This window comes from Arthrobacter sp. AK01 (genome assembly GCF_021109375.1).
GTDB lineage: Bacteria > Actinomycetota > Actinomycetes > Actinomycetales > Micrococcaceae > Arthrobacter.
The window spans coordinates 1-22,344 of sequence record NZ_JAJOHP010000073.1 but is presented as its reverse complement, the minus strand read 5'-3'; the positions used below and the strand labels follow the sequence as shown (position 1 = coordinate 22,344).

Genomic DNA, 22,344 nt, shown 5'->3' with positions numbered 1-22,344 from the left:
CCCCACATCGACCCCCAACAAACACCCCGACGCAACCACCACCACACACCCCACAGAACATGAAGGGCCCTGTTCCCGGGCGCGCCTGAAGCAGACCCCGATCACGTAGGGATTTGGGCGCTGGCGTGCTGGTCAAGATGGCAAGCCGGTGCCGAACTTAGCGCGACGTCGGCCAGCCCGTGTACGACTCCGCGAGGTAAGCCTTGGCGTGCTCGGAAGTGACCACGGAGTGCAGCTCGCCGAGCTGGCGTGCGCGGTCGAAGTCGTCGGCCCCGGGAACGGTGTGCAGCATGGACGTCATCCAGTACGAGAAGTGCTGGGCCTTCCACACACGGTCCAGGGCGCGGTCGCTGTAGGAATCAAGAAGCGCAGTGGAGCCATTCGAGTAGAAGGAATCGAGCCCCTCGAAGAGGACTTTGACGTCGTGGATCGCCAGGTTGAGGCCCTTGGCTCCCGTGGGCGGCACTGTGTGCGCGGCGTCGCCGGCCAGGAAGAGGTTGCCGTGGCGCATGGGTGTGTGTACGAAACTGCGGAACGGGAGGACCATCTTTTCCAGGACGGGCCCCTCTTTGAGCTCAAACCCATTGCCATTGACGCGCTTCCGGAACTCCGTCCAGATGCGTTCGTCATCCCATTCGGCCACGTTTTCCTTGGGGTCGCACTGGAAATACATGCGCTGAACGGTTTCGGTGCGCTGGCTGATCAGTGCGAAGCCGTTTTCGGAGTTGGCGTAGATCAGTTCGTCGGCGCTGCGTGGGGCTTCGGCGAGGATACCGAACCAAGCGAAGGGGTACTCGTGGAAGTACCACTTGCGGTTGGCTTCGGGAATCTGGAAGCGGCAGTGGCTGCGGGATCCGTCAGCACCCACCAGGAAGTCGGCCTGGATTTCAAAGTCCTGGCCGTCCGCGTCAGTGAACCAGACTTTCGGCTTGCCTTCGAGGTCATGCACCGTGGTGTCCGTGACGCTGTAGCGGACGTCGCCGCCGTCGGCCTCGCGTTTCGCGGCGAGATCCATGAACACGTCGGTCTGTGGGTACAGCCACACTGATTCGCCCACGAGTTCCTTGAAGTTGATGCGGTGGCTTTCGCCGTTGAACCGCAACTCGATGCCATCGTGCCGGTCGCCTTCGCGCAGTACACGATCGGACACGCCGGAATCCACCAACAGGTTCACGGTGCCGTGCTCGAGGATGCCGGCGCGGACAGTCTCCTGGATGTCCTTGCGGCTGCGGATTTCCACCACTACGGACTCGATGCCCTGCTTGGCCAGCAAATGGGAGAGCATGAGGCCTGCGGGGCCTGCGCCCATGATGGCGACTTGGGTGGTGATCGGTGTGCGTGCCATGGTTGTTCCTCGCTTCGTTGCGGATCCCGGCTTGCTCGGAAGCGGGATGAATCTGAAATCAGTGTGGCCCGCAGCGGGTGATTGGCGTTACACGCATTCCGTTGAACGGAAGTTGGATTCAGTCGCCGAGTTGTCGGCCGATTCCCCTCGCAGCTGTTTGAAGCGCCGGGACAAGCGCCTGCAACCGCATCTCCGCCAGCGGGACAACAACACCGAGGGCCGCCACAGTACGGCGCTTCCCATTCACCACGGGAACAGCGATGCCCCACGTATCCGGATCCACCACGCCCGCGAGTTGTGCGTAGCCGTGCTGGGCCGCTTCCGCCAGGAAATGACGTACGACGTCGGCAGTCACCTTTCCGGTCGGATCTTCGAATTGTTCGAGGTACTCCGCCTGCAGCTCACGCGACTGGTGGGACATCAAGGCCAGTCCCGCAGAGGAAATGTGGACCGGCATCCGCCCGGCGATCCGCGCCCTGTTGGCCACCGATCCCCTCCGGGAAAGTCGCTCCACAAAGAGCGCTTCCCAGCCATCGAGCACAGCGAGGTTCACGTTCTGGTTCAGGACCTGCTGTATGTCCTCCATAAACGGCATCGCCGCTTGGCGGAGGGCCAACGTGGGCGAATTGCGGTTGACCAGTTCCCACAACCTCAAGCCCAGGCGGACCGTCCCGCCGGCGCCAAGATCCAACAACCCATGCTCGGAGAGTTGACGGACCAGTCGATGCGCCGAGGACAGCGGGAGCCCTGCGCGGTCGGCCAACTCCGTCAACTGCAGGGACGTCACTCCCTCCGGGAAAGCCTCGATCACCCGCACGACGCGATCCACCACGGAATCACCGGACGCAGAGTTGGCCACGACGCTCTCCTTTGTTTCCGGCACCAGTTGTTACCGGCACCGGTGGGCACCTTCCATTCAATGGTAGAACGTGTGCCACGCTACATCGGGCGGTGATACAACTCTCATAACCGACCGAACGTTCTTTGGTTGGGACCAACCACAGAAGAAGTGCCGAGGACGCCATGCCAACGATGCCATCTGCCCGCCGCTCCCAATGGCCTGTTTGGCTCTGTTGGCTGGCCATGGTCCTGGACGGCTTCGATCTCGTGGTCCTGGGCACCGTCATTCCCACGCTTATCAAGACCGGCGAACTTGGATTCGACGCCGTGGGAGCTACTTTCGCGGCCACTATCTCCCTGGTAGGTGTGGGTTTGGGTGCGCTCTTCATCGCGCCGCTCTCGGACAAGTTCGGCCGCCGAAGACTCTTGATCGCCTGCGTGGCAGGCTTCTCGCTGTTCACCATCGGCGTTGCCTTCGCTCCGAATGTCGCAGTCTTTTCGATTCTCCGCCTGCTTGCGGGCTTGGGGCTTGGCGCATGCCTCCCTGCCGCTTTGGCATATATGAACGACTACGCCCCGGCCGGATCAGCCGGCAAGTCCACCACCCGGACCATGACCGGGTACCACGTGGGCGCCGTGGCCACGGCCCTGCTGGCCATTTTCATCGTTCCCAACTGGCGGCTCATGTTCATCATCGGCGGCGTTGCCGGGCTGGTGCTGTTGCCATTCCTGTGGGCAAAGCTGCCCGAGTCCCTGCCCGAGGCAGCCCCGGCCAAGGCGGGCGAACCCGCGAAGGCAACCCCCGCCGTCGAGCATTCCGCCGGCACCAAACAAAAGACAGGATTCCGCGACCTCCTGCAGAAGCCGTACCCCATGGTGGCTGTTGGCATTGGCATCGCGTCGTTCATGGGGCTGCTGCTGGTCTATGGGCTGAACACGTGGCTGCCGCAGCTGATGGCAGCTGCCGGATATCCCGTGAGCACCGGACTGACTCTGTTGCTGGTCCTGAACGTTGGCGCCGTGGCGGGGCTGTTCCTGGCCGGAATCCTGGCAGACAAACATGGGACCAAGAAGATCGTGCTGGTGTGGTTCGGCTTGTCAGCGGTCCTGCTGGCCATCCTCAGCGTCAAGATCCAGAACGAAATCCTCCTGAACGCGGCTGTGTTCGTCACCGGAGTCTTCGTGTTCAGCTCCCAGGTTTTGGTTTACGCCTGGGTCAGCCAGTTGTTCCCGGCCAGGCTCCGCGGAACCGCCTTGGGCTTCGCAGCAGGTGTTGGCAGGTTGGGCGCAATCGTTGGTCCTGCCGTGACGGGAACCTTGGTGGCCGCGAATATCGCCTATCCTGCCGGCTTCTACGTGTTCGCCGCCGCCGGCCTACTGGCGGTGGCCGCACTGTTCCTGGTGCCGCACGAGGTCAAAGCCGCCGATACAACCGTGCCGGCGGACCGCTAACCTTTCGGCCAAACCTGCGGGCGCTTGCACAAGGACTCCTGCGCCTTCGAGAGCAGCTGCGGCCCCGCCGCGAAGCAGCGGTCGGTGGATTTCTGAAGCTCCGGGAGCGCCTGGACTGCTGAATCGAAGTGGTCCTCGCGGATCATCGTTTCCATGGCCCGGCATTGGTTCTCTGTTTCCAAAGCTCCAACCATGGCCGAGGAAATCTTCAAGCTCAGGACCGCATCCATGCTCGCGTCGGGATCGTGCCTGCACAGGCCGTTGGAGATCCTCAGGATCCGGCCAGGCAACATGGACAGGTACGTGGAGAGGAAACGGATGGCCGGCGTGGAGTCTCCCAACTCGTCAGCCAGCGATTGCAGCCTGCACGGTTCCAGGACGGATGGCTCCGGCGCCTGGACCGGATCTGCTTCGTCAGTCACCGCTTGCTGCCTGGGGCTGTGCGGCGCCTTCCGGGGCTGACTTGTTGGGGTCCTTGGTCCAGATGGAGGCGAGCATTCCGATGACCAGGATGGCCGGTGCACCGTACATCAGGATGTTCATGACCATGGGTTCGCGGAGGGCGCGGATGGCGTTGCCGACGTAGGGGATGGTGGCGACCTGCTTGTCCACGGTTTTGCCTTCGAGGGTGGCGATCCAGGGGTCGATGCCGTTGTTGGCGTCACCTTTGGTCTGGACGGCTACGCCGCCGTCGGCGGTGGCGGTGATCTCGGTGATGCGGTGGGTCTCTACCCGCTGGTCCTCCACGGGGATGTGGTATGTGATGATGTCGCCCACTTTGACGTCCGTGATGGGTGTTGGGACGGTCACGACGACGTCGCCCGGGTTGATCAGGGGCACCATGGAACCGGTCAGCATGGTGGAGGTCTGGTATCCGAAGACGCGCGGCCCAATCGCCAGCAGGACGAATGCCAAGGCCGCGAGGACCAGCGCGCCGATGCCGATGAACTTCACAGCCGTCCCGGCAACCCGGCGGAAGGCTCCGGCTTTGGTGAACGTGGGGGCCGCTGCGGGCTGCTTCACAGCGACAGACTCGGTTGCGGTCTCGACGACGGCGGTCTCGACGACTGCGGATGCGGTCGCGGTTGCGGCGGCGGGCTTCGAGGCGGAACGCCGGCCGTGGAGAGCTGGTCCGTTGGTGCTGGTGAGGGTGCTCATTGTCCTGGCGTTCCTTCCGAGTGTTGATCGACTTCTGTAAAAGAGTCTGCGTGAGCTGGCTCAGGCTTTCCTACCGGAAATCCTCAAGTCTGGCTCAGGAAAAATACCGGCGGACCTGATCGGGCAGGGGGGCGCCCGACCAGGCCCGGCGGGGCTGGTGACCGGAGGCCCGGCCGTAAAGGGCGTAACGGCCGGCCTCCGGAGTTTCAGGTGGTGCTTACTTGGTGGTTTCGGTGCGTTGGGTGCCGGTGAAGGAGAATCCGACGGTGGAGGTGGCGCCCTGGAAGTCGTTGTTCGCGGTGGCGGGCAACGCGGTGGTGACCTTGAGGTTGTCGGTTTTGGCCGAGGTCAGGGAGGTCAGGTTGTTCAGGACCTTGTTTGCTGCGATCACGGGGCCGTTGGCCAGGACGGTGGTTTTGGTGCCGGCGCAGCTGTAGGGGGCTGCGGTGCCGGTCCAGGCGACGGAGCAGTTTTCGATGCTCAGTTGCAGGCCGTTGGTCACGTCGGTGGTGAGCAGGGATCCGGTGGCGCCGGCGGAGGTGGTGAGGGTGACGTTGTTCAGGTCCGAGTTGCCGGTGTTGGCCAGAGTGACGAGCTTTTCGACCTTGTCGCCGGGCAGCAGGCCGGCGACCGGGACGTTCAATGTGTTGGAGGCTCCGGTGCCCAGGGCGATGGTGACGGTTCCTGCGGTGACGGCCTGGGAGGCGGAGGTGGAGGAGGTGAACGCGCCGTAGGTGCCCATGCCGGCGACGGCGGCTGCGGTGCCGACCAGTGCGACGGAGGCGAGGATCTTGCCGGAGGTGGTCTTGAGGGTGATGGCCATCTGAATCGGTTTCCTTTCGGGTGGCCACCGTGTTCGGCCGGCCGTCTTCTCAGCCTCTCTGGCTGACAAGAACTACTGTGCCGGGCCAGGATCAAGAACCAATCCTGCAAACCCGCAACACTTCCTCAGGAAAAACTCAAGACTCACCAAAGCCCCACCAGCCCCATATGAAACACTGCATGGTGCACGTGAAGGCCAATGAGAGGGCGCAATAAATGCCAATGTGGTTGCAAGCCCTGCTATGGGGAACACTGGCCGGCGGAGCCCTTGTCCTCGGAGCCGGTATCGCCTGGCTGTGGAAAGTCCCGCCCAAGATTGTTTCCACGGTGATGGCCTTCGGCGCCGGCGTCCTGATCTCCGCCCTTGCCTTTGAACTCGTGGACGAGGCTGTCCAAGGCGGCGGATTGGTCCCCACCATCCTTGGCTTCCTCGTGGGTGCCTTGATCTTTGTGGGCTCGAACGTTCTGCTGGCGCGCGCCGGGGCCAAACATCGAAAGCGCTCCAGCGGGCCCCAACCCTCCGAGAAGGACACGCCAGGCAGCGGAACTGCCATCGCCGTCGGAGCACTGATTGACGGCATTCCCGAATCGGTGGTCCTTGGCATCGGGCTCCTCGCTGGCGGGGCTGTGAGCCCGGCGATGCTGGCAGCCGTCTTCATCTCCAACGTCCCGGAGGGCCTTTCCAGTACAGCCGGCATGAAGAAAGCCGGACGAAGCCCCGCGTACGTTTTTGGAACATGGATCGGCATCGCAGTTTTCAGCGGACTCGCTGCCCTGATCGGCTACACCGCCTTGGAGAACGCCCCCGAGACCGTGATTGCGTTCATCACCGCCATCGCTGCAGGCGGAATCCTTGCCATGCTTGCCGACACCATGATCCCCGAGGCCTTCGAAGAGCATCACAACCTCACGGGACTCACCGCCGCTGTCGGCTTCCTGAGCGCCTTCACCATCCATCACGTCGGAGGCTAGCGCTCCCGCCCACAGCAGCTAGTGCGGAAGCAGCCCCAACAGCGGCAAGGCAGCCGCCGTCGAGACCGCCATGGCTGCCGTGTTGCCGATCACCGGATGAAAACCGGCCGGCAGCCGGGCGGAAACTGCCCTGGCGATGGGCGGTGCGAGGATCGCTCCCAGCACGGCCCCGCCGACTATCGCGCTCCACGAACCTCCGTAAGCGAGCACGGCAGCAGGGGCCACGGATACCACGGAAGCATAGGTAGCTGCCCACCCTCCGCCGCGGTACCAGCGCTGCCAGAGGACGACGCCGATTGCCGACGTCAGCGCCTGGGCGAACAGTATGTGGGGCAGCAGGTTGGAGCCATACGACGGCAACCCCGGGTTCAGCACGAACGCCGCCGCGACGCCCAGGATCACGCCTATGCTGGCGAGTTCGTTGGCGAAGAAATGCGTTTCCGTGAAGTCCTTGAGGATCCGCCGGGCGGCCCACAGGGCGTCGTTGCGGAAAGTCAGGTTAGCGCCCGACGGCGGTTGGTCCTCTCGTGCGGGTTGGTGCGGCTCCCGCAGGGCAAGCCATGGCAGTTGCCGGGCCACGATGAATGACACGACAGAACCGACGGACATCGCGAGGACGTTCGCCACGACAACGGGCAGGCCAAACGGCGTGGACACGATGGGAATGAGCAGCAACGCCAAAGGTGTGGTGGTGCTTGCTCCGAGAATCGCAGCTGTCAGGCAGGTCTTCCAACCGGGCCCATAGACAAGGACCATGGCAGGCGCGACGCAAACAAAAGGAACGAACGTTGGTTGCCACCCGTCGTCGAGCATCCAACCGAATGCCAGATTGGACAGCAACAGACTCAGCGACGCAGACGCCAGCACCCAGGGCCAGAGCCCGGTCCCATAGGTCAGCGAGCCAGCCCATCCTTTCCTCCGGCGGCCGGCAAACCACGCCAGTGCCGCCCCTGCCAGCAGGCCGAGTGCTGCGAGATCGGACGCGAAGAACAAGGGCTCGGTCATGTCTCCCAGAAACCAGCGAAAGCCAGCCATCGGCGAGTCCATGACGGCCTCCGGCCACCCGGCATAGACCGGGCCGACCCGCGGTGAGTGTTGAGCGAGGATGTGCAGGCACAGTGCAAACAGGCCGACGATAACCACCATGCCGAAAGCCCCGAGAGCGACGGCGGCCACGCTATGTTTGGGCGTTGGTTCCAGCGGTCGGATAACGGTGGGGTCGGCAGTGGTCCTGGCTATGGAAGAGTGCGTCATTGGTGGCCCTAAGCGTGCGGTGTGGCGTGGCTTTGAGCAGCGTAACGGACAGTTCACAACCGCCTGCAACCGCGTCGTTACGGGGAATTTGTGACCGCCGGACTTTCAATTCCCCAACCCACTCCACTCACCCTTAGTAGGTGATCTTTCTGTCCAATCGCTGCGGTTCCAGCGCGGGCATAGGCAAGAGGGAGCAGCCGAATCGAAAATGGTGTTGTGGCCCCGCAGGGGAACGGGTCCCTTGCGGGATGACGACGGGCCAGCCCCGGGCCGAACGAACGATGGGAAAGACACCATGAACTTCTTGGAATCGTTGTGGAGCATCATTGTTGCTTTTTTCTTCATTGCCTATTTGATCCTCCTCTTTCAGATCATTTCCGATCTCCTCCGCGACAAGGCCCTCAACGGCGGTGTCAAAGCATTGTGGATTTTGTGCCTGTTCATCGCCCCCTTTGTCTCCGCATTGATTTACGTGATCATGCGTGGCAAGGGCATGGCTTTGCGGAGCGAAATGCGGGTCCGGGAATCTGTTGAAGAGGCCGAGAATTACATCCGTGACGTGGCCGGGGCCCCTTCGGCCACCCAGCAAATCGAAGCAGCCAAAGCGCTGCTTGCCGCTGGCGATATTACCGAGGCGGAGTACGCTCGCCTGAAGGAGATCGCTTTGTCCTGATCCGGGCTACGGTCTGCTACCCACGCACGGCCGAAAGGGACCGCATGACGCGATTGAAGGCATTCCCGTTGTTGGAAGGCGGACCGTTCCGATTCGGCCTCATAGCAGCCTTGGGCGTTCTTGTTGCCTTGGCTTTGGGCTCCGCGGTCATCACCCTGCGGTATTCGCTGACGTTGATCTTTGCAGCACTGTTCATCTCGCTGGGGCTCTACCCTTTGGTCCGCTGGCTGGAACGCCTGAAACTCTCGCGCGCCGGCGCCGTGCTTGCTGTCGCGGTTGGTTTCCTTGTGGTGGTGGCCATTCTCATCCGTTTTGTGGTTCCCATCCTGGTGGAGGAAGGCGCTGCCCTGGTCCGGTTGCTGCCATCCAGCTTCGATGCGGTGGGCGAACAGGAATGGTTCCAGGACTTTGATGGGTCGCTTGGCGGGGCACTGACCCCCTTGCTGGAATGGCTGGAAACGTCGGCCGCGGATCCGAACGTATGGCTCGCAATTGGCGGCGGCGCTGTGCAGGTGGGTTACAACGTGGTGAATGGCACCTTCGCCGTCATCTTCGTGGTGGTCCTGACGCTCTATTTCGTGGCCGGGCACGAGGTCATGAAATCCAGCCTCTACGCGCTGGTTCCGGCCTCCCGCAGGGAATCATTCGCGGATATATCCGAGACAATTATCGCTTCGGTGGGTAAATACCTGAGCGGCATGTCAATTCTCGCCTTGCTCAATGCGATCTTCACCTTCATTGTCTTATCTGTTGCCGGAGTGAGGTACGCGGCTGTTCTCGCGGTCCTGGCCTTCCCCATCACGCTCATACCGTTGGTGGGCAGCGCTATCAGCACGGCAATCATCACGGTGGTTTCACTTTTCACGTCTCCGGCTACGGCGTTGGTGGTTTTCCTTGTCATGTTGGTCTATATGCAAGTGGAGGCCTACGTCCTGACGCCACGGGTGGTGGGGAAAGCCATCAGCATCCCGGGTTCCTTGGTGCTCATCGGCGCGATGGTGGGCGGGACCCTGCTGGGGCTCCTTGGAGCGTTGATCGCCTGCCCCACCACGGCATCGATTCTGCTGATCATCAAAAAGGTGGTCATACCGCAGCAGAACGCCAAGTAGCGCAGCATGCAAGGACTACTGCACGACGCCGATGCCGTCGCCTTGATCTTGTTGGCACTCCACATTGTGCTCGGATCAATCGCCGCAGTGATGGTCTCGGCAAACCGAAGGCCGTCCTCCGCCATTGCCTGGGTGCTGGCGATCATCTTCATTCCGTACCTCGGCATGATGGCGTTCCTTCTGGTGGGCCGCGGCAAGCTCCCCAAGGCCAGACGGGAAAAACAGCGCGCCGTCAACGAGCTCATGCTCGGACGCACCCCTGGCCTCTCAGCAGTCAGCCACAGTGACGACTGGCCCGCCTGGCTGCGCTCCGCCGTCGAACTTAATCTCAGGCTCGGCGCGCTGCCCATGGTGGGCGGCAACCGGGCCGAGTTGCTGGAGGACTACAACGGGAGCTTCGACCGCATGATCGCGGACATGGACGCCGCTGAAGAGTACGTGCATGTGGAGTTCTACATTCTTGCGTTGGACCCCACCACGGCTCCGTTCTTCGCGGCCATGGAGAGGGCGTGCAAGAGGGGCGTCACAGTCAGGGTCCTCTTCGACCACCTGGCCGCGGTGGGTGACCCCAAATACCGTGACATGCTGCAGGCTTTTGATGGGATGGGGGCCGAATGGCACGCCATGCTGCCCCTGCGCCCGTTCAAAGGACAATGGCAACGCCCGGATCTCCGCAATCACCGGAAATTGGTGGTTGTGGACGGAAGGGTGGGCTACACGGGCTCCCAAAACCTTATCGACGCTTCCTACAACAAGAAGCGGAACATCCGGCGCGGCCTTCGGTGGCACGAACTGATGGTGCGTCTGGAAGGTCCCGCGGTGCGGGAACTCAACGCGGTGTTCGTCACCGATTGGTACAGCGAGTCCGAGACCCTGCTGCCGTTGGATACCTCTCCTGTGATCCTTGGCTCCGAGCCCGAGCTCATTGACGCCCAGGTCCTGCCCAGCGGTCCCAGCTTCGATAACGACACCAACCTCAAGCTCTACACCACCCTCATCTACAAGGCCGAGCATCGCGTCAGCATCACCAGCCCGTATTTCGTGCCCGACGAAGCAATCCAGCTGGCCATCATCACCGCCGCGTCAAGGGGATTGAGCGTTGAGCTCTTCGTCTCGGAGGTGGGTGACCAAGCCATGGTCTACCACGCCCAGCGTTCCTATTATGAGGTCCTGCTGCGGGCCGGGGTCCGCATCTACCTGTACCGGGCCCCGCAGGTCCTGCACGCAAAACACTTCACCATTGACGACGACGTAGCCGTCATTGGCTCGAGCAATATGGACGTCCGCTCGTTCAGCCTCAACATGGAGGTCTCGGTGCTGGTTCACGGGCGATCCATCGTGGACCGGATGCGGGCGGTCGAAGACAGCTACCGTGCGGCAAGCACGGAGTTGCTGTTGGAGGACTGGTTGCGACGTCCTGTGGGTCACGTTGCGCTGGACAACCTTGCCCGGCTCACGTCATCCCTGCAATGACACGGGATCCCTGCAATAACACGGGCTCCTCACATAGCACGATCGGGTTAAGTCAGTCATCCAGCTGCAGGTACCAGGTCACGGCGGCACTGATACCCCGGCCCAGCAGCAGCGAGAACGCAATGGCGATGACCACCGCGAACTCCGTGGACAGCCCCGGCAACAGCCCGGACAGGGCACCAATGCCCACGGAATACGCTGACCACAGGATGCCCGCGGCCATCGAGTAGAGCACAAACCTGCCCCGCGGCACCGGCGTAATGGCACTGGCAACGTTCATGGTGAGGCGCCCGAGCGGGACGAACCGGGACGTCAGAACCCATGAGGCAGCGTGCTTGGACAGCCTTTCCCGGGAGGCATGCAACGCCTTCTGCGTGCGGGGGCCCTGAAGAATCCTCCAGTTGGCCATGTCCCGACGCCGGACCAGTTCATAGGCGCCCAGGTCACCTGCTACTGCTCCCGCCAGCATCGCGGCCACCAGGAGGTACCCGTTGGGAAGGTTGTCGGTTGCTGACAGGGCCCCCAAGGCCACGAACAAGGACGTCGTGGGAATGGGAGGGAAGATTGCCGAGAACGCCACAAAGATCGCCCCGAGCGGGTAGACCCACCCGGAATCGGCGGCGCTCATGATGTCTTTGAAAGCTTGCACGGTGAAACCCCTTTCCGGGCCTCGCCCAAGCGTCTCACGGCGGCCACCACAATCCTTACGCCCATTGGCCGCCGCGCGGATCGCCCTTACTGGGTGAATCCTCGATGCCCCGCCCCTACACTGAAGGAGTGGACGACCAAGGTGGTACCCGCCCGGACCTCTTGAGCCCCAAGCTGATCGCGGTGCCCAAGCCGCCTTTGGACCTGCTGGCTCGAACCCGCCTTGTGGCAAAACTCAACGCCGCACGGGACGTCGTCCTCCTGTGTGCCCCCGCCGGGTACGGCAAAACGGTACTCCTTACACAATGGCTCTCCGGGCAAACGGACGCCGTCGCCTGGGTCAACCAGGACCGGCTGGAATTCCCAGCCTTGTGGCCTGCAGTGCTTCAGGCACTGCGTCAGTGCTGCGCCATACCCCACGGTGCGCTCAGTGGATTTTCGGGAGCCGAGAAGAATGCCGCGGAAGTCATTCACGGCCTGGCTGAACAATTGGCCGCCGCGGGAACCACCATCCGCCTCGTCATCGACGGAATCGATCAATTCCCTGCGGATGAACTCAATCATTGGATGCCGGCCCTGCTGAACCACGCAGGGCCGGCCTTCCAATTGATCCTGGCCACGCGCGTCAGCACTGCCGTTGATCCAGGGCCTGCCCGGCTCAGCGGCCGGATCCTGGAACTTCACTCAAACGATCTCGCCTTCTCCTTGGACGAGATCAACTCACTCGCGGCAAGGACCATCACTTTGCTGGGAACGCAGCAACTGGGCGAGGTGTTCCGGCAGACTGCAGGCTGGCCCGCGTGCGTGGTCCTTGCGCTGCGTGCGCTCCGAGGTTCAGCCGATCCGGACATGCCTTTAGGCGACATCGCGGGCAACAACCGGGAACTCGCCGAATACCTGGGCCACGAAGTCGTCCGTACACTTTCCGGGGAAGAGCGGGACGTGCTGTCCAGTACCTGCGTGTGCCGGGTCCTGGTCGCTGCCCAAGCCAACGCCCTCGCTGGCCACCGACATGCCGGGAATGTCCTGGCCGTCCTTGGCGATGACCGTGACCTGGTGGAATCTGCGGGGAGTGGACGAAAGGTCTTTTTGGTTCGCCCCCTGATCCGCGCGTATTTCCGGGCGGAACTTGCCCGGAGGGACCCTGACGAACTCCTTCGACTGAACCGGATCGCCGCACAGTGGCACGAGCTGGCAGGTGAACCCGAAGCTGCGCTCAGGCACGCTATGGACTCAGCCGACTACGGGTTGGTCGGCGCAATCCTCGGGCGGCACGGAGCCGCACTCCTGGGCTCGGGCGGGGTCACCCTGGTCCGGCGGGCCATTGCCGTGCTGCCGGATTCCATCCTGGCGGCAAGCCCCAAGCTCTGCGTGGTTGCGGCATTGGCGCATGTGGAAAGCCGCCAGCCCACCACGGCTGCACGGTACCTGGCCGCCGCGAACCGCTATTGGGTAGACGATGCACCGCCTGATCTCCGTGAACTGCGGGCATTGGCAGAAGCCCGCCTGTCCTGGTTCAGCGGTGAATGGGAGAACCGCCACCCCACGGCCACCAGCGACTATGCCGACCTCCCTTTGTCGCGGCAGAGCGACATCCGGATTGAAGCGAGAATGGTTGCGCTCACCGCCGCTGTTGCCGAACAGAATTACGGGACTGCCGAGAACGAAGCCACGGAAGCACTGATCGAAGCCACCGAAGCAGGCAACAGCTATCTTGCCGGCAAGGTGTACCTCAAGCTGGCAGGCATCTCCTCCATGCGAGGCCAACTCCGCCGTGCCGGCGAATATCTGCGGCAGGCTGAGGAGAAACTACCCGCACACGCGTGGTCGGGGGGAGCTGGCCGGTCGGTTGGCGCCCTCATGCACGCCTCGGCCGCACTCCTGGCAGCCGAACCCGCCGCGGCCCTGAAGTTTGCGGCGGCGGGCGCTGCCGAACTTGGACAACTGGGGTCCTCCTCCAAAGGAGTCGGCGCCGCGATGCGCTCCACCTTGGAACTGGTCACCGCGTGCGCCCATCTGGATACGGGGGACAGGCGCCACTCCTTGGATGGCATGCGGCAAGCACGGCTGCGCATCGGCCAGGACCATCTGTTCGCCCAACCGATGGCAGCCTTCGTAGCGGTCATCGAACATACTGCCGCCCTTGCCTTGGGGCATGCCGAGCGGGCACGCGAGGTCCTGGAATGGGCTGAGGAGCTTATCCCGGGTACGGGCGAATTGTGCCTGCTGCGCGCCCAGGGCCCAGCCGGCATCAGCCGCTTCGATGCCGCCACGGAACGCCTCCGTCCACTGCACACCGGCGTGGTGGCGCCCCTCCTGGAATGGACGTGGCTTCACGTGAACGTCCTGGAATGCTCCATGGCCATCCGCACAGGCCGGCGGACACTTGCCGGAAAGCTCCTGGAGGACGCACTGGGCAAAGCCGAGGAACTTGGCGTGATCCGGCCCTTGGCCATCGCCCCCCAGGAGGTCATCGACCTGCTGGTGGAACGGGCGGGAGCACACGGCCCCCAAGAGGAACTCGCCAAGAAACTGTTGGCGTTGCGGTCCCCCGCCGATGCCAGGCGGGCACCGCTGCTGACTCCGCGGGAACGGGAGGTCCTCACCCTTCTTCCATCACACTTGTCGCAGGAACAGATGGCCTCGGAGCTCCATCTGTCCGTCAACACGGTCAAGACGCACATAAGGATCATCTACTCCAAGCTCGGGGCCGGATCGCGCCATGACGCTGTGGCCGCCGCCTACAAATTCGGCCACTTACCGTAGGCCGTGACCTCGGAAGACGCCCATCACTCACCCGATTGGGGTGACCCTGCGGCATTAACCCGGATCTAGTCTGAAAGCATGCTGGCAGAAGACTCGGGGATTTGCCGAAGGCACACATGACAGACGTCGTCGTCACGTTGCTGGTGCTCGTCGTGGTGATCGCCGCGTTCGTCTGGAACCGCTTGCCGGTGGAGGTCGTAGCGCTGGGAGCAGCGTTGGCCTTATACGGCACCGGCATCGTTGGCCTTGAGGACACATTCGCCGGCTTCGGGAGCGGGACGGTGGTGTTGATCGCCGCGTTGTTCGTCGTGGCGGAGGCTATCGACGCCGCAGGAGTCACCACGTGGCTCGGGAGCCTGCTCATCAGGTTTTCGGGGACCAGCCGGACCCGGCTCATGGTGTTGATGATGGTCCTGACGGCCCTTTTGACGGCTCTCATCAGCGTCAATGGAGCTGTTGCGGCCTTGCTGCCCATGGTTGTCGTGCTCGCAGTCCGGCTGGGTCGCAGGCCTTCGGAGCTCCTCATGCCCATGGCTTTCGCGGCCCACGCCGGCTCCCTGCTGATACTCACCGGCTCACCGGTGAACATCCTGATCCTCAACGCGGCCCTGGACACTACGGGGACGGGGATCGGGTTCTTCGAGTTCGGGCTGGTTGGACTGCCGCTGCTCCTCGGCACCATCGGACTGGCTCTCTGGCTTGGCCCTTCCCTGCTGCCCAGCCGCACCCCCGAAGCCCTTCCCAAGGACCTGGGTTCCCACGGCAAGACCCTCATGACCCACTACCTGGGTGAGGACGGACTGAGCAGGCTCACCATTCCGTCCGGTTCAGTGCTGGTGGGCCAGCCGGTTGCCTGCATCCAGGAAGATGATGACGACGGCGGCCACCTGCACCTCATCAGCGTGCAAGGACCGGACGGCAAACAGTCCACGAACGGGACATTCGAGCCGGGCGATGAGATTGTGGTGCGTGGCGGTCAACCAATCATTGACGCCTTCGCGGCCAAGCACGGCCTCATGCAGGACGACGATGCGACCTGCGGACTCATCAGCAGCAGTTACGGCGTGGCCGAGGTGGTGGTCGCACCGCGTTCCAACCTCGTCGGCACCGAGGCGTACCCCGGCATGGTGACTGACAGCGGTGCCTTGGTGGTGCTGGCCCATCAGCATCCGGGCGAACCGGAATCCTCTGGACGCTCACGTGTTACCGCCGGTGACAGGCTCCTGTTGCAGGGGACTTGGTCTGCGCTGGACCAGCACACCCTGGACCACAATGTGCTGCTGGTGGACTCGCCGGACACCATCCGCCGCCAGACAGTCCCGTTGGGACCGCGAGCGACGCCGGCCCTCATAGTCCTCGGGGTGATGGTGGTCCTACTGGCCACCAACATTGTGCCAGCCCCCATTGCCGCACTGTTGGCCGCGCTGGCCATGGTGGTGCTGCGGGTTGTCACGGTAAAACAGGCACACCAGTCCATGGCATGGACCACCCTCATCCTGGTGGCCGGCATGATTCCGCTGTCCACGGCCATCACGTCGACGGGTACCGCTGAGATCCTCGCTGAGGGCATGGTGTCTGTAGTAGGGAACGGCGGGCACTTGCTGCTCCTTGTTGGGCTCTTCGTGGTCACCGCCGTGCTGGGTCAGCTCATCAGCAACACCGCCACCGCCTTGATCATCATCCCGATCGCCCTTTCGGTGGCCCAGGAGTCATCCATCAACCCGTACGCGGTGCTGATGTGCGTCTCGGTGGCCTCATCCGCGGCCCTGCTGACACCGGTGGCGACGCCGGCCAACATGATGATCATGCAACCGGCCGGCTACAGGTTTGGCGACTACTGGAAGTTTGGCCTGGCCATCATGGCACTGTACGCGGCCGTGGCCATCCTGCTGGTTCCCGTGTTCTGGCCACTTCAGGCCTAGCCACCAAGAAATCCCATGCAACCACCAGAGCAACCAGGAGCAGACATGGCCAGTGACCACACCACCCAAACGACACCACCTACCGTCAAAGCGGCCTCCTGGCTGCCTTTGATCGTGGTGGTCCTCACCCAGATCCAGGCATCGTTCGCCGTGAACGCATTGACCGTCTCAATGCAGGGCATCACCACGGACCTGGACACGGCAGCAACCTCCGTGGGCACGGCCATCACTGCCGGCACGTTCTCGATGGCGGCCTTTATCCTTTTGGGAGCGAAGCTCGGCGCCCGTTTCGGAACGCGCAAGGTGTTCCAAATCGCCGTCGCCATCCATGCCGCCGCCATGGCGGGTGTGGCGCTCAGCCTAAGTCCCACGATGCTCTTCATAGCCCAGGCCTCCTCGGGCGCCGTCATTGCGCTGATCGCCCCCGCCCTCACGGTTTTCATCGCCACCAACTACAAGGACCAGCAGCAGGCAAAAGCCATCGGGCTCCTGGCTGCGGCCATCCCCGCGGCTGGCGTGCTGGCACTGCTGATTGCCGGCTGGTTCGCCACCACCATCGGATGGCGGTATTCGTTCGGCCTGATGGTGGTCCTCGGAGCCATCAACCTGCTGCTGAGCTTCAAGCTCAAGTCCGTCCCGGCGCAAACCCAGCTGAAGATCGATTGGACCGGCTCCATCATTGCCGCCGTGGCCATCATCTTTTTGAGCTTCGGCTTCAGCGGCCTCTCCGCTTGGGGCACGTGGTTTGCCACCCCGCAGGCACCCTTCGACATTTTGGGTCTCTCGCCGGCACCACTCCTGATCCTCCTCGGGGCCATCGCGGGACAGGTGTTCTTCATGTGGGTGCGGAAGCGCCAGGATGCCAAACTGCCCCGCATCTTTGACCTGAGGGTGCTGGCCTCCAGCTCCGAGCTCGCGGTCACTGCCTGCATGGCCACCATGTTGTTCGTGGGAACGGCCGCCAATTTCCTGATCCCCCTGTACATGCAGATCGTGCAGGGCCGCTCCGGCATTGAGACGTCGTTCTCGATCATTCCCTACACCTTGTCCATCTTCCTCGCGAGCACTTTCGTGGCATTCCTGTATGAAAAGTTCCCGCCAAGGACCATCGCGCAAGCCGGCTTCGTGGTGGTGGCCGGCGCGCTGGTCCTGCTCGCCTTCACCATCCGGAACGACTGGGGGCAGCTCTTTGTGGTGCTGGGCCTGATCCTGCTGGGACTCGGGCAGGGCGCGATCGTCGCTTTGGTGTTCAACACACTCCTCAGCGCTGTGCCCCGTGAGTTGGCCGGCGACGTCGGTGCGTGGCGCGGCCTGGTGCACAACCTTTCGGGCAGCGTTGGCATCGCGGTGGCGAGTGCGTTCGCCGTCGGCATGCTTTCCTCGCTGATAGCCAGCGGCGCCGCCGCGCATCCGGAAGTGTCCCAAGAACTGATATCGAAGGTGAGCATCAACGACGCCGACTTCATGACCAATGCGCAAGTGGAGGCGGCCATCGGGGACAGGGTGAGCAGCCCCTCGGAGCTGGCCGCCGCGACGGAAGTCAACGCCGAGGCACGACTCCGGGCCCTGCAAATCTCCCTTCTGGGGTTGTCCGGCCTTGCCCTGCTGGCGATTGTTCCAGCGGGCCGCATGCCCGGCCGTATGAAGGGCGACCTGCCCGAACAGCTCGAACCCGACGATCCCGATGCCATCCCCGAGCCAAGCCTTCCGGCCGACCAGGCCGTCACAGCGCATCCCACTCCCAAAGAACAGGCGAAACGGTGAATCACGAACCCTACAAATTGATCGCGGAAGACTTCTCACCCGTTCCTTCCCTCGGCGGAACAGAGCCGGAGTTGCACTTCGTGGACGGCTTCGGCAACCTCGATGCGATCGGCGTGCTGGTCCCCTCGGAGGGTGACGTTCCGGCGTCCGTTGGCCTGCACCGCGAAACCCTGGAGAGCGCAGGCTTTGACGGCAAGCCCGGGACTAGCCTGCAGCTGGCAAATGCTTCGGGCACGCTGGTGGTGGCTGTCGGCGGTGGGAAACCGGGCTCCTTGGATTCCGACGGCTGGCGTAAGGCGGCGGCCACCTTGGTCCGGGCAACCCAGAGGCACTCGCGGATCGGCTTCGAGCTCTCCGACACGGCGGGGATGGATGCCGAGCGACTGGGCCAGGTGCTGGCCGAGGGCGTGCTGTTGGCCCGCTACAACTACGAGACGCTCAAGAGCAAAGCAAAGGGAAGCCCACTTGCCGAAGTGCAGTTCCTTGCTCCGGGGGTAGACACTGCGGCCGCTGAACGAGGCGTGGCGACGGGCCGGGTGAAGGTGCGCGCCACCACTATTGCCCGGGACCTGTGCAATGCGCCGCCGAGCCACTTGACCGCGGCCGGCTTGGCTTCGGCGGCGAAAGAGCTGGGGAACCGGTTCGGTTTTGGGGTTGAGGAGTTCGGCAAGCAACAGCTCATCGACCTCCGCTGCGGCGGGCTCCTTGGCGTCAACGCCGGCAGCGCCCAGGAGCCCCGGATGATCAAGCTGACGTACCAACCCGGGGGATCTCCCACGGGCCACCTCGGCCTGGTGGGCAAGGGCATCATGTACGATTCCGGCGGTGTCAGCCTCAAACCCAGCGACCCCATGCACCTGCTGATGAAGATGGACATGGGCGGAGCTGCGGCAGTCCTGGCCGTCTTCACCGCCCTGCGCGACCTCGGCTGCAAAGCCTCCGTCACGGGATTCCTGATGTGCACGGACAACATGCCTTCCGGCTCGGCCTACAAGTTGGGGGACGTCCTCACCACCCGCAGCGGACTCACCATCGAGGTGAAGAACACCGACGCCGAAGGACGCCTGGTGATGTGCGATGCCCTGACGCTTGCGGTCGAGGACGGCGTGGACGGCATCGTTGATATCGCCACGCTCACGGGCGCCGCCCTGATGTCGCTGGGGCAGCTCACTGCTCCGGTGTTCGGAAACGATCAGCGGTTGGTTGACCTCGTCCTCGAGTCGGGCGGCCGTGCGGACGAGCAGCTGTGGCAGCTTCCGTTGGAACGGGCCTACCGTCCCCAGCTGGATTCTGACATCGCGGATATTTCCAATCTCGGTGGCCCGTATGCAGGCTCCACCACGGCCGCCCTGTTCCTGGCCGAGTTTGTGGGCGAAACCCCGTGGGCGCACATCGACATCGCGGGCACCATGCAGTCGGACAAGGACGATGCGTGGCGAAGCAAGGGAGCCACCGGCTTCGGCGCACGCCTCCTGATCGACCTCGCCCTCGGCTATTCAGCCGAATAACCCGAAACACCCAGCGAAGGGAGTCCACTGTGGGTCTATTCAGGACCGCGGGCCGTGCCGCCGTCGTCGGTTCGATCCTTGGCCGCACGCAACGCAGGCAACAACAACGCTTTGCCGCCGAGGATGCTGCTGCAGCCGCGGCAGCCGGCAACCAGCCGCCGCCCGCGTATCTGCCAGTGCCGCCGGCTGCACCGGCCGCCGTCGTCGATCCCACCGATCACATGCTCGCCCAACTCAAGCAGCTCGGGGAGCTGAAAAGCGCCGGCGTCCTCAGTGACAAAGAGTTCCAGGCGCAGAAGGCGAAGATCCTGGCACGCTGATTGTCGCCTGCTTGAAGACAGCGAAGAGGCCCCGACGCAGCAGCGTCGAGGCCTCTTGGCATTCAGGCGGTTAGGCCTTCTTGCGCGTGAGCAGTCCCCAGATGATGAGGACGATCAGTGAGCCGCCGATTGCCAGCAGCCACGTGGACAGCGACCAGAACTGGTTGATGCCCACGTTGAAGAGGGCGCTGCCGATCCATCCACCCAGGACGGCGCCGACGATGCCGAGCAGCAGCGTAGCGATCCAGCCGCCGCCCTGGTTGCCAGGCTTAATGGCCTTGGCGATGGCTCCAGCAATCAAGCCCAAAACGATCCAACCGATGATTCCCATTTTTGTTCCCTCTTTCTTTCCGGTGTCTTCACGGCCCCGCGATCAGCGCGGACAGCCGCAGGTCAGGTCAGTGTTGCCGCAGGAGGGATTCGACGTCCCCCGCCGGCACCCCCGCGGCCTCGGCCAGTGCGTGAGGTTCGATACCTGCATCCACTGCCTTCTTGAAGGCCAGCTCCAAGGTGTTCTGCGCGATGGCAAGTTCGTGCTGCAGGCTCTGGCGGCGCAGCGCGGCAATCCACACGCCGCTCACGGGATCCAGCGCATCAATGTCCATCCGAAAGCCGCATCCACAGGCCCACTCGGGCCAGATTGGCTCCACGGAGACCCACTTCATGGAGTCGTGCGTGGGGCTGGCGGAGATGGCCATCCGTGAACCGCAGTGCACGGGACCCCGGGCATGGACTGTTTCCGTGAGTGCGGAGCTTGGTTCCTGCAGCGCAACCGTCATCGTCTTTCCACACATTCGCTAGTAAGTATCTTGGGTAACTAGTTATACGTGTACTTATCAATTTGTCCAAACCGAGGGCATGGGCATCGGCGTGGCGACCGGGATCGGCGTCGGGTCAACGAACCCTTGTTGCCCGGCCCGCCCGCAGCCGCCGCCATGCCGCAGGAGCCACCACCACGGCCACGCCGACGGCGGCACCAATGACGGTCTCGATGATGCGGTCCCGGAGAAGCAAACCAGGGTCAACCGGCGCCGCCAACAGCGTGGCAATCAATGCGAGCGGAGTCACGAATACCTGCGCCACCAAGTACTGCCGGGCGATGAACATCTCCGCGCCGAACTGGCATGCCGCGATCACCATGACCATCGCCCAGGGCGCGGGGTTGAGCCACAGAATGCCGGCGAGCAGGACCAGCCCGATCACCGTGCCGGCAATTCTTTGGATGCCGCGGCTCACGCGGTAGCGCGTCGAATGACCCACCAATGGGACCACGGCCGCAACCATGGCCCAGTAGGTGTGCCCGAACCCGAGCCGCTCCCCCACCAGCGTCGCGATGGTACCCGCAAGACCGGCCGCCACAAGGTAGCCCCCGCCTTCGAGCCAGATCGCGCGGCGTTCGGCTGCGGTGTGCCGGATCCGGGGTGGCCGCTTCCACGGCGTCCGATGACTCTTGACCACGCGTGAGGACATGCCAATCAGCAGGCAGAACCCTGTGGTGAGTACCGACACCAGCATTGCTTCCCAGAGGGGTGGCTGGGCGGCAATGGAAGCGATGGCGGCAAAGGCAAAGATATGAAAGAGGGAGCCGCCGGGACGTAGCCGCCAGGCAGCCACCACCACGGAGCAGCCGCCGGCCACCACGGTGGTCGCAGCCGTCAAAAGCCACGAATATGCGGCACCTTCCATGCCCGCGCCCTGCGCAAAGCGGGCCATGAGGGTGGCCAGAAGGATGATGAAAAGCATGAAGCCGCCGGCGCGCAACTGGCTGCGGAAACGGACGCTATGTGGTTCGTTTCGGCCGTAAATTCCGGTGAAGGCACCGAACGAGGCAAACACTGCCAGGTCCAGTCGACCGATCAGCGTCAACGTAATCAGCGGGACAAATACACCTACTGCGCAGCGGAGGGCGGGATGGTGGTCCTTGTTTCCAGGGCCCATCGTGAACATTTCCGCTACAGCCTTCAAGGGGCGTCTCGCCTTTCGTCGCAGGATCAAACGTACGACGGCGGCACTGGCGTCCGCTTCCAACGTTACGCTCCGGGATCCGGGCTACTCCGGAATTGCGTACAGATAGTGCCTCGAATCACGGATGTTAGCTGCATACACCTCAGGAATGCCCGCGCCCTCGCAATCCCGCAGGATCCCCTTCAGCTGCTGTTGGCTTTCAACGCACTTCGCGGCAAGGCGCGGCAAGCAGGTGACGCTGAGGGTGGTGGAGCGGTGCCTAGCTGTGGGCGGCGAGGATGGTGGAGGCTTCCTGGCGGGTGGTGCCGGAGGACTCGATGTGGGCCAGGGCGGCCGGGATTTCCCAGCCCTTC

Annotated in this window: 20 protein-coding genes; 10 read left to right on the top strand and 10 right to left on the bottom strand. The window is 63.4% G+C overall.

Going from position 1 to position 22,344, the window contains the following annotated elements:
- Positions 1-157: 157 nt before the first annotated feature.
- Positions 158-1,345, bottom strand: coding sequence for a 4-hydroxybenzoate 3-monooxygenase (locus tag LN996_RS19820; RefSeq protein ID WP_231342276.1), 1,188 nt, complete (start codon positions 1,343-1,345; stop codon positions 158-160).
- A 118-nt stretch (positions 1,346-1,463) separates the two neighbouring features.
- The gene (locus tag LN996_RS19815) at positions 1,464-2,204 is read right to left on the bottom strand and encodes an IclR family transcriptional regulator (protein ID WP_231342274.1); all 741 of its coding nucleotides are present in this window, start codon (positions 2,202-2,204) and stop codon (positions 1,464-1,466) included.
- A gap of 164 nt (positions 2,205-2,368) precedes the next feature.
- On the opposite strand from LN996_RS19815, the gene LN996_RS19810 reads away from it, so the two are divergent.
- Positions 2,369-3,637 (top strand): aromatic acid/H+ symport family MFS transporter, encoded by a 1,269-nt coding sequence (locus LN996_RS19810; RefSeq protein ID WP_231342271.1) that lies wholly within the window; start codon positions 2,369-2,371, stop codon positions 3,635-3,637.
- Here LN996_RS19810 and LN996_RS19805 read toward each other — a convergent pair.
- The 3 genes from LN996_RS19805 to LN996_RS19795 form a co-directional block, all read right to left on the bottom strand.
- Positions 3,634-4,059 (bottom strand): Hpt domain-containing protein, encoded by a 426-nt coding sequence (locus LN996_RS19805; protein ID WP_231342269.1) that lies wholly within the window; start codon positions 4,057-4,059, stop codon positions 3,634-3,636. The genes LN996_RS19810 and LN996_RS19805 overlap by 4 nt on opposite strands.
- Complete coding sequence (locus LN996_RS19800; protein ID WP_231342265.1) at positions 4,052-4,795, bottom strand: signal peptidase I; 744 nt, start codon at positions 4,793-4,795, stop codon at positions 4,052-4,054. Before LN996_RS19800 ends, LN996_RS19805 begins: the two co-directional genes overlap by 8 nt.
- A 217-nt stretch (positions 4,796-5,012) precedes the next feature.
- The gene (locus LN996_RS19795; RefSeq protein ID WP_231342263.1) at positions 5,013-5,618 is read right to left on the bottom strand and encodes a TasA family protein; all 606 of its coding nucleotides are present in this window, start codon (positions 5,616-5,618) and stop codon (positions 5,013-5,015) included.
- A gap of 215 nt (positions 5,619-5,833) precedes the next feature.
- Between LN996_RS19795 and LN996_RS19790 the strand changes: the two genes are divergently transcribed.
- Positions 5,834-6,589, top strand: a complete 756-nt coding sequence (locus LN996_RS19790) for a ZIP family metal transporter (RefSeq protein ID WP_231342262.1) — start codon at positions 5,834-5,836, stop codon at positions 6,587-6,589.
- Between the two features lie 18 nt (positions 6,590-6,607).
- On the opposite strand, the gene LN996_RS19785 is transcribed toward LN996_RS19790, so the two are convergent.
- Positions 6,608-7,843 carry a hypothetical protein gene (locus tag LN996_RS19785; protein ID WP_231342258.1) on the bottom strand — a complete coding sequence of 412 codons (1,236 nt, stop codon included), beginning with the start codon at positions 7,841-7,843 and terminating at the stop codon, positions 6,608-6,610.
- Between the two features lie 295 nt (positions 7,844-8,138).
- Here LN996_RS19785 and LN996_RS19780 point away from each other — a divergent pair, with 295 nt between their 5' ends.
- From LN996_RS19780 to cls, 3 genes are read left to right on the top strand one after another with little or no spacing between them, the layout of a single operon-like run.
- A complete protein-coding gene (locus LN996_RS19780) occupies positions 8,139-8,516 on the top strand; it encodes an SHOCT domain-containing protein (protein WP_231342255.1) in 378 nt (125 codons plus the stop codon).
- A 44-nt stretch (positions 8,517-8,560) separates the two neighbouring features.
- On the top strand, positions 8,561-9,625 hold the full coding sequence (locus LN996_RS19775; protein WP_231342254.1) for an AI-2E family transporter: 1,065 nt from the start codon (positions 8,561-8,563) through the stop codon (positions 9,623-9,625).
- 6 nt (positions 9,626-9,631) lie between these two features.
- On the top strand, positions 9,632-11,098 hold the full coding sequence (gene cls, locus LN996_RS19770) for a cardiolipin synthase (protein ID WP_231342250.1): 1,467 nt from the start codon (positions 9,632-9,634) through the stop codon (positions 11,096-11,098).
- Positions 11,099-11,150: 52 nt separating this feature from the next.
- Here the strand turns inward: cls and LN996_RS19765 are convergent, their stop codons facing one another.
- Positions 11,151-11,747, bottom strand: coding sequence for a DedA family protein (locus LN996_RS19765; RefSeq protein WP_231342247.1), 597 nt, complete (start codon positions 11,745-11,747; stop codon positions 11,151-11,153).
- A 128-nt stretch (positions 11,748-11,875) separates the two neighbouring features.
- Between LN996_RS19765 and LN996_RS19760 the strand changes: the two genes are divergently transcribed.
- The 5 genes from LN996_RS19760 to LN996_RS23830 all read left to right on the top strand — a co-directional run bounded on the left by LN996_RS19760 (position 11,876) and on the right by LN996_RS23830 (position 20,026).
- The gene (locus LN996_RS19760) at positions 11,876-14,512 is read left to right on the top strand and encodes a LuxR C-terminal-related transcriptional regulator (protein WP_231342245.1); all 2,637 of its coding nucleotides are present in this window, start codon (positions 11,876-11,878) and stop codon (positions 14,510-14,512) included.
- Between the two features lie 116 nt (positions 14,513-14,628).
- Positions 14,629-16,434: an SLC13 family permease gene (locus LN996_RS19755; RefSeq protein WP_231342241.1), complete on the top strand. Its 1,806-nt coding sequence runs from the start codon at positions 14,629-14,631 to the stop codon at positions 16,432-16,434.
- A gap of 45 nt (positions 16,435-16,479) precedes the next feature.
- Positions 16,480-18,198, top strand: coding sequence for an MFS transporter (locus LN996_RS19750; protein ID WP_231342235.1), 1,719 nt, complete (start codon positions 16,480-16,482; stop codon positions 18,196-18,198).
- Entirely contained in the window at positions 18,195-19,706 is a 1,512-nt protein-coding gene (locus tag LN996_RS19745) for a M17 family metallopeptidase (RefSeq protein ID WP_231342234.1), read from the top strand. The genes LN996_RS19750 and LN996_RS19745 overlap by 4 nt, the downstream gene beginning before the upstream one ends.
- 29 nt (positions 19,707-19,735) lie before the next feature.
- The gene (locus tag LN996_RS23830; protein ID WP_231342232.1) at positions 19,736-20,026 is read left to right on the top strand and encodes an SHOCT domain-containing protein; all 291 of its coding nucleotides are present in this window, start codon (positions 19,736-19,738) and stop codon (positions 20,024-20,026) included.
- 70 nt (positions 20,027-20,096) lie between these two features.
- Here the strand turns inward: LN996_RS23830 and LN996_RS19735 are convergent, their stop codons facing one another.
- The 3 genes from LN996_RS19735 to LN996_RS19725 all read right to left on the bottom strand — a co-directional run bounded on the left by LN996_RS19735 (position 20,097) and on the right by LN996_RS19725 (position 21,991).
- Complete coding sequence (locus tag LN996_RS19735) at positions 20,097-20,357, bottom strand: GlsB/YeaQ/YmgE family stress response membrane protein (protein WP_159708952.1); 261 nt, start codon at positions 20,355-20,357, stop codon at positions 20,097-20,099.
- Between the two features lie 67 nt (positions 20,358-20,424).
- Positions 20,425-20,805: a hypothetical protein gene (locus LN996_RS19730; RefSeq protein ID WP_231342229.1), complete on the bottom strand. Its 381-nt coding sequence runs from the start codon at positions 20,803-20,805 to the stop codon at positions 20,425-20,427.
- A gap of 115 nt (positions 20,806-20,920) precedes the next feature.
- A complete protein-coding gene (locus LN996_RS19725; RefSeq protein ID WP_231342228.1) occupies positions 20,921-21,991 on the bottom strand; it encodes an FUSC family protein in 1,071 nt (356 codons plus the stop codon).
- Positions 21,992-22,344 lie beyond the last annotated feature (353 nt).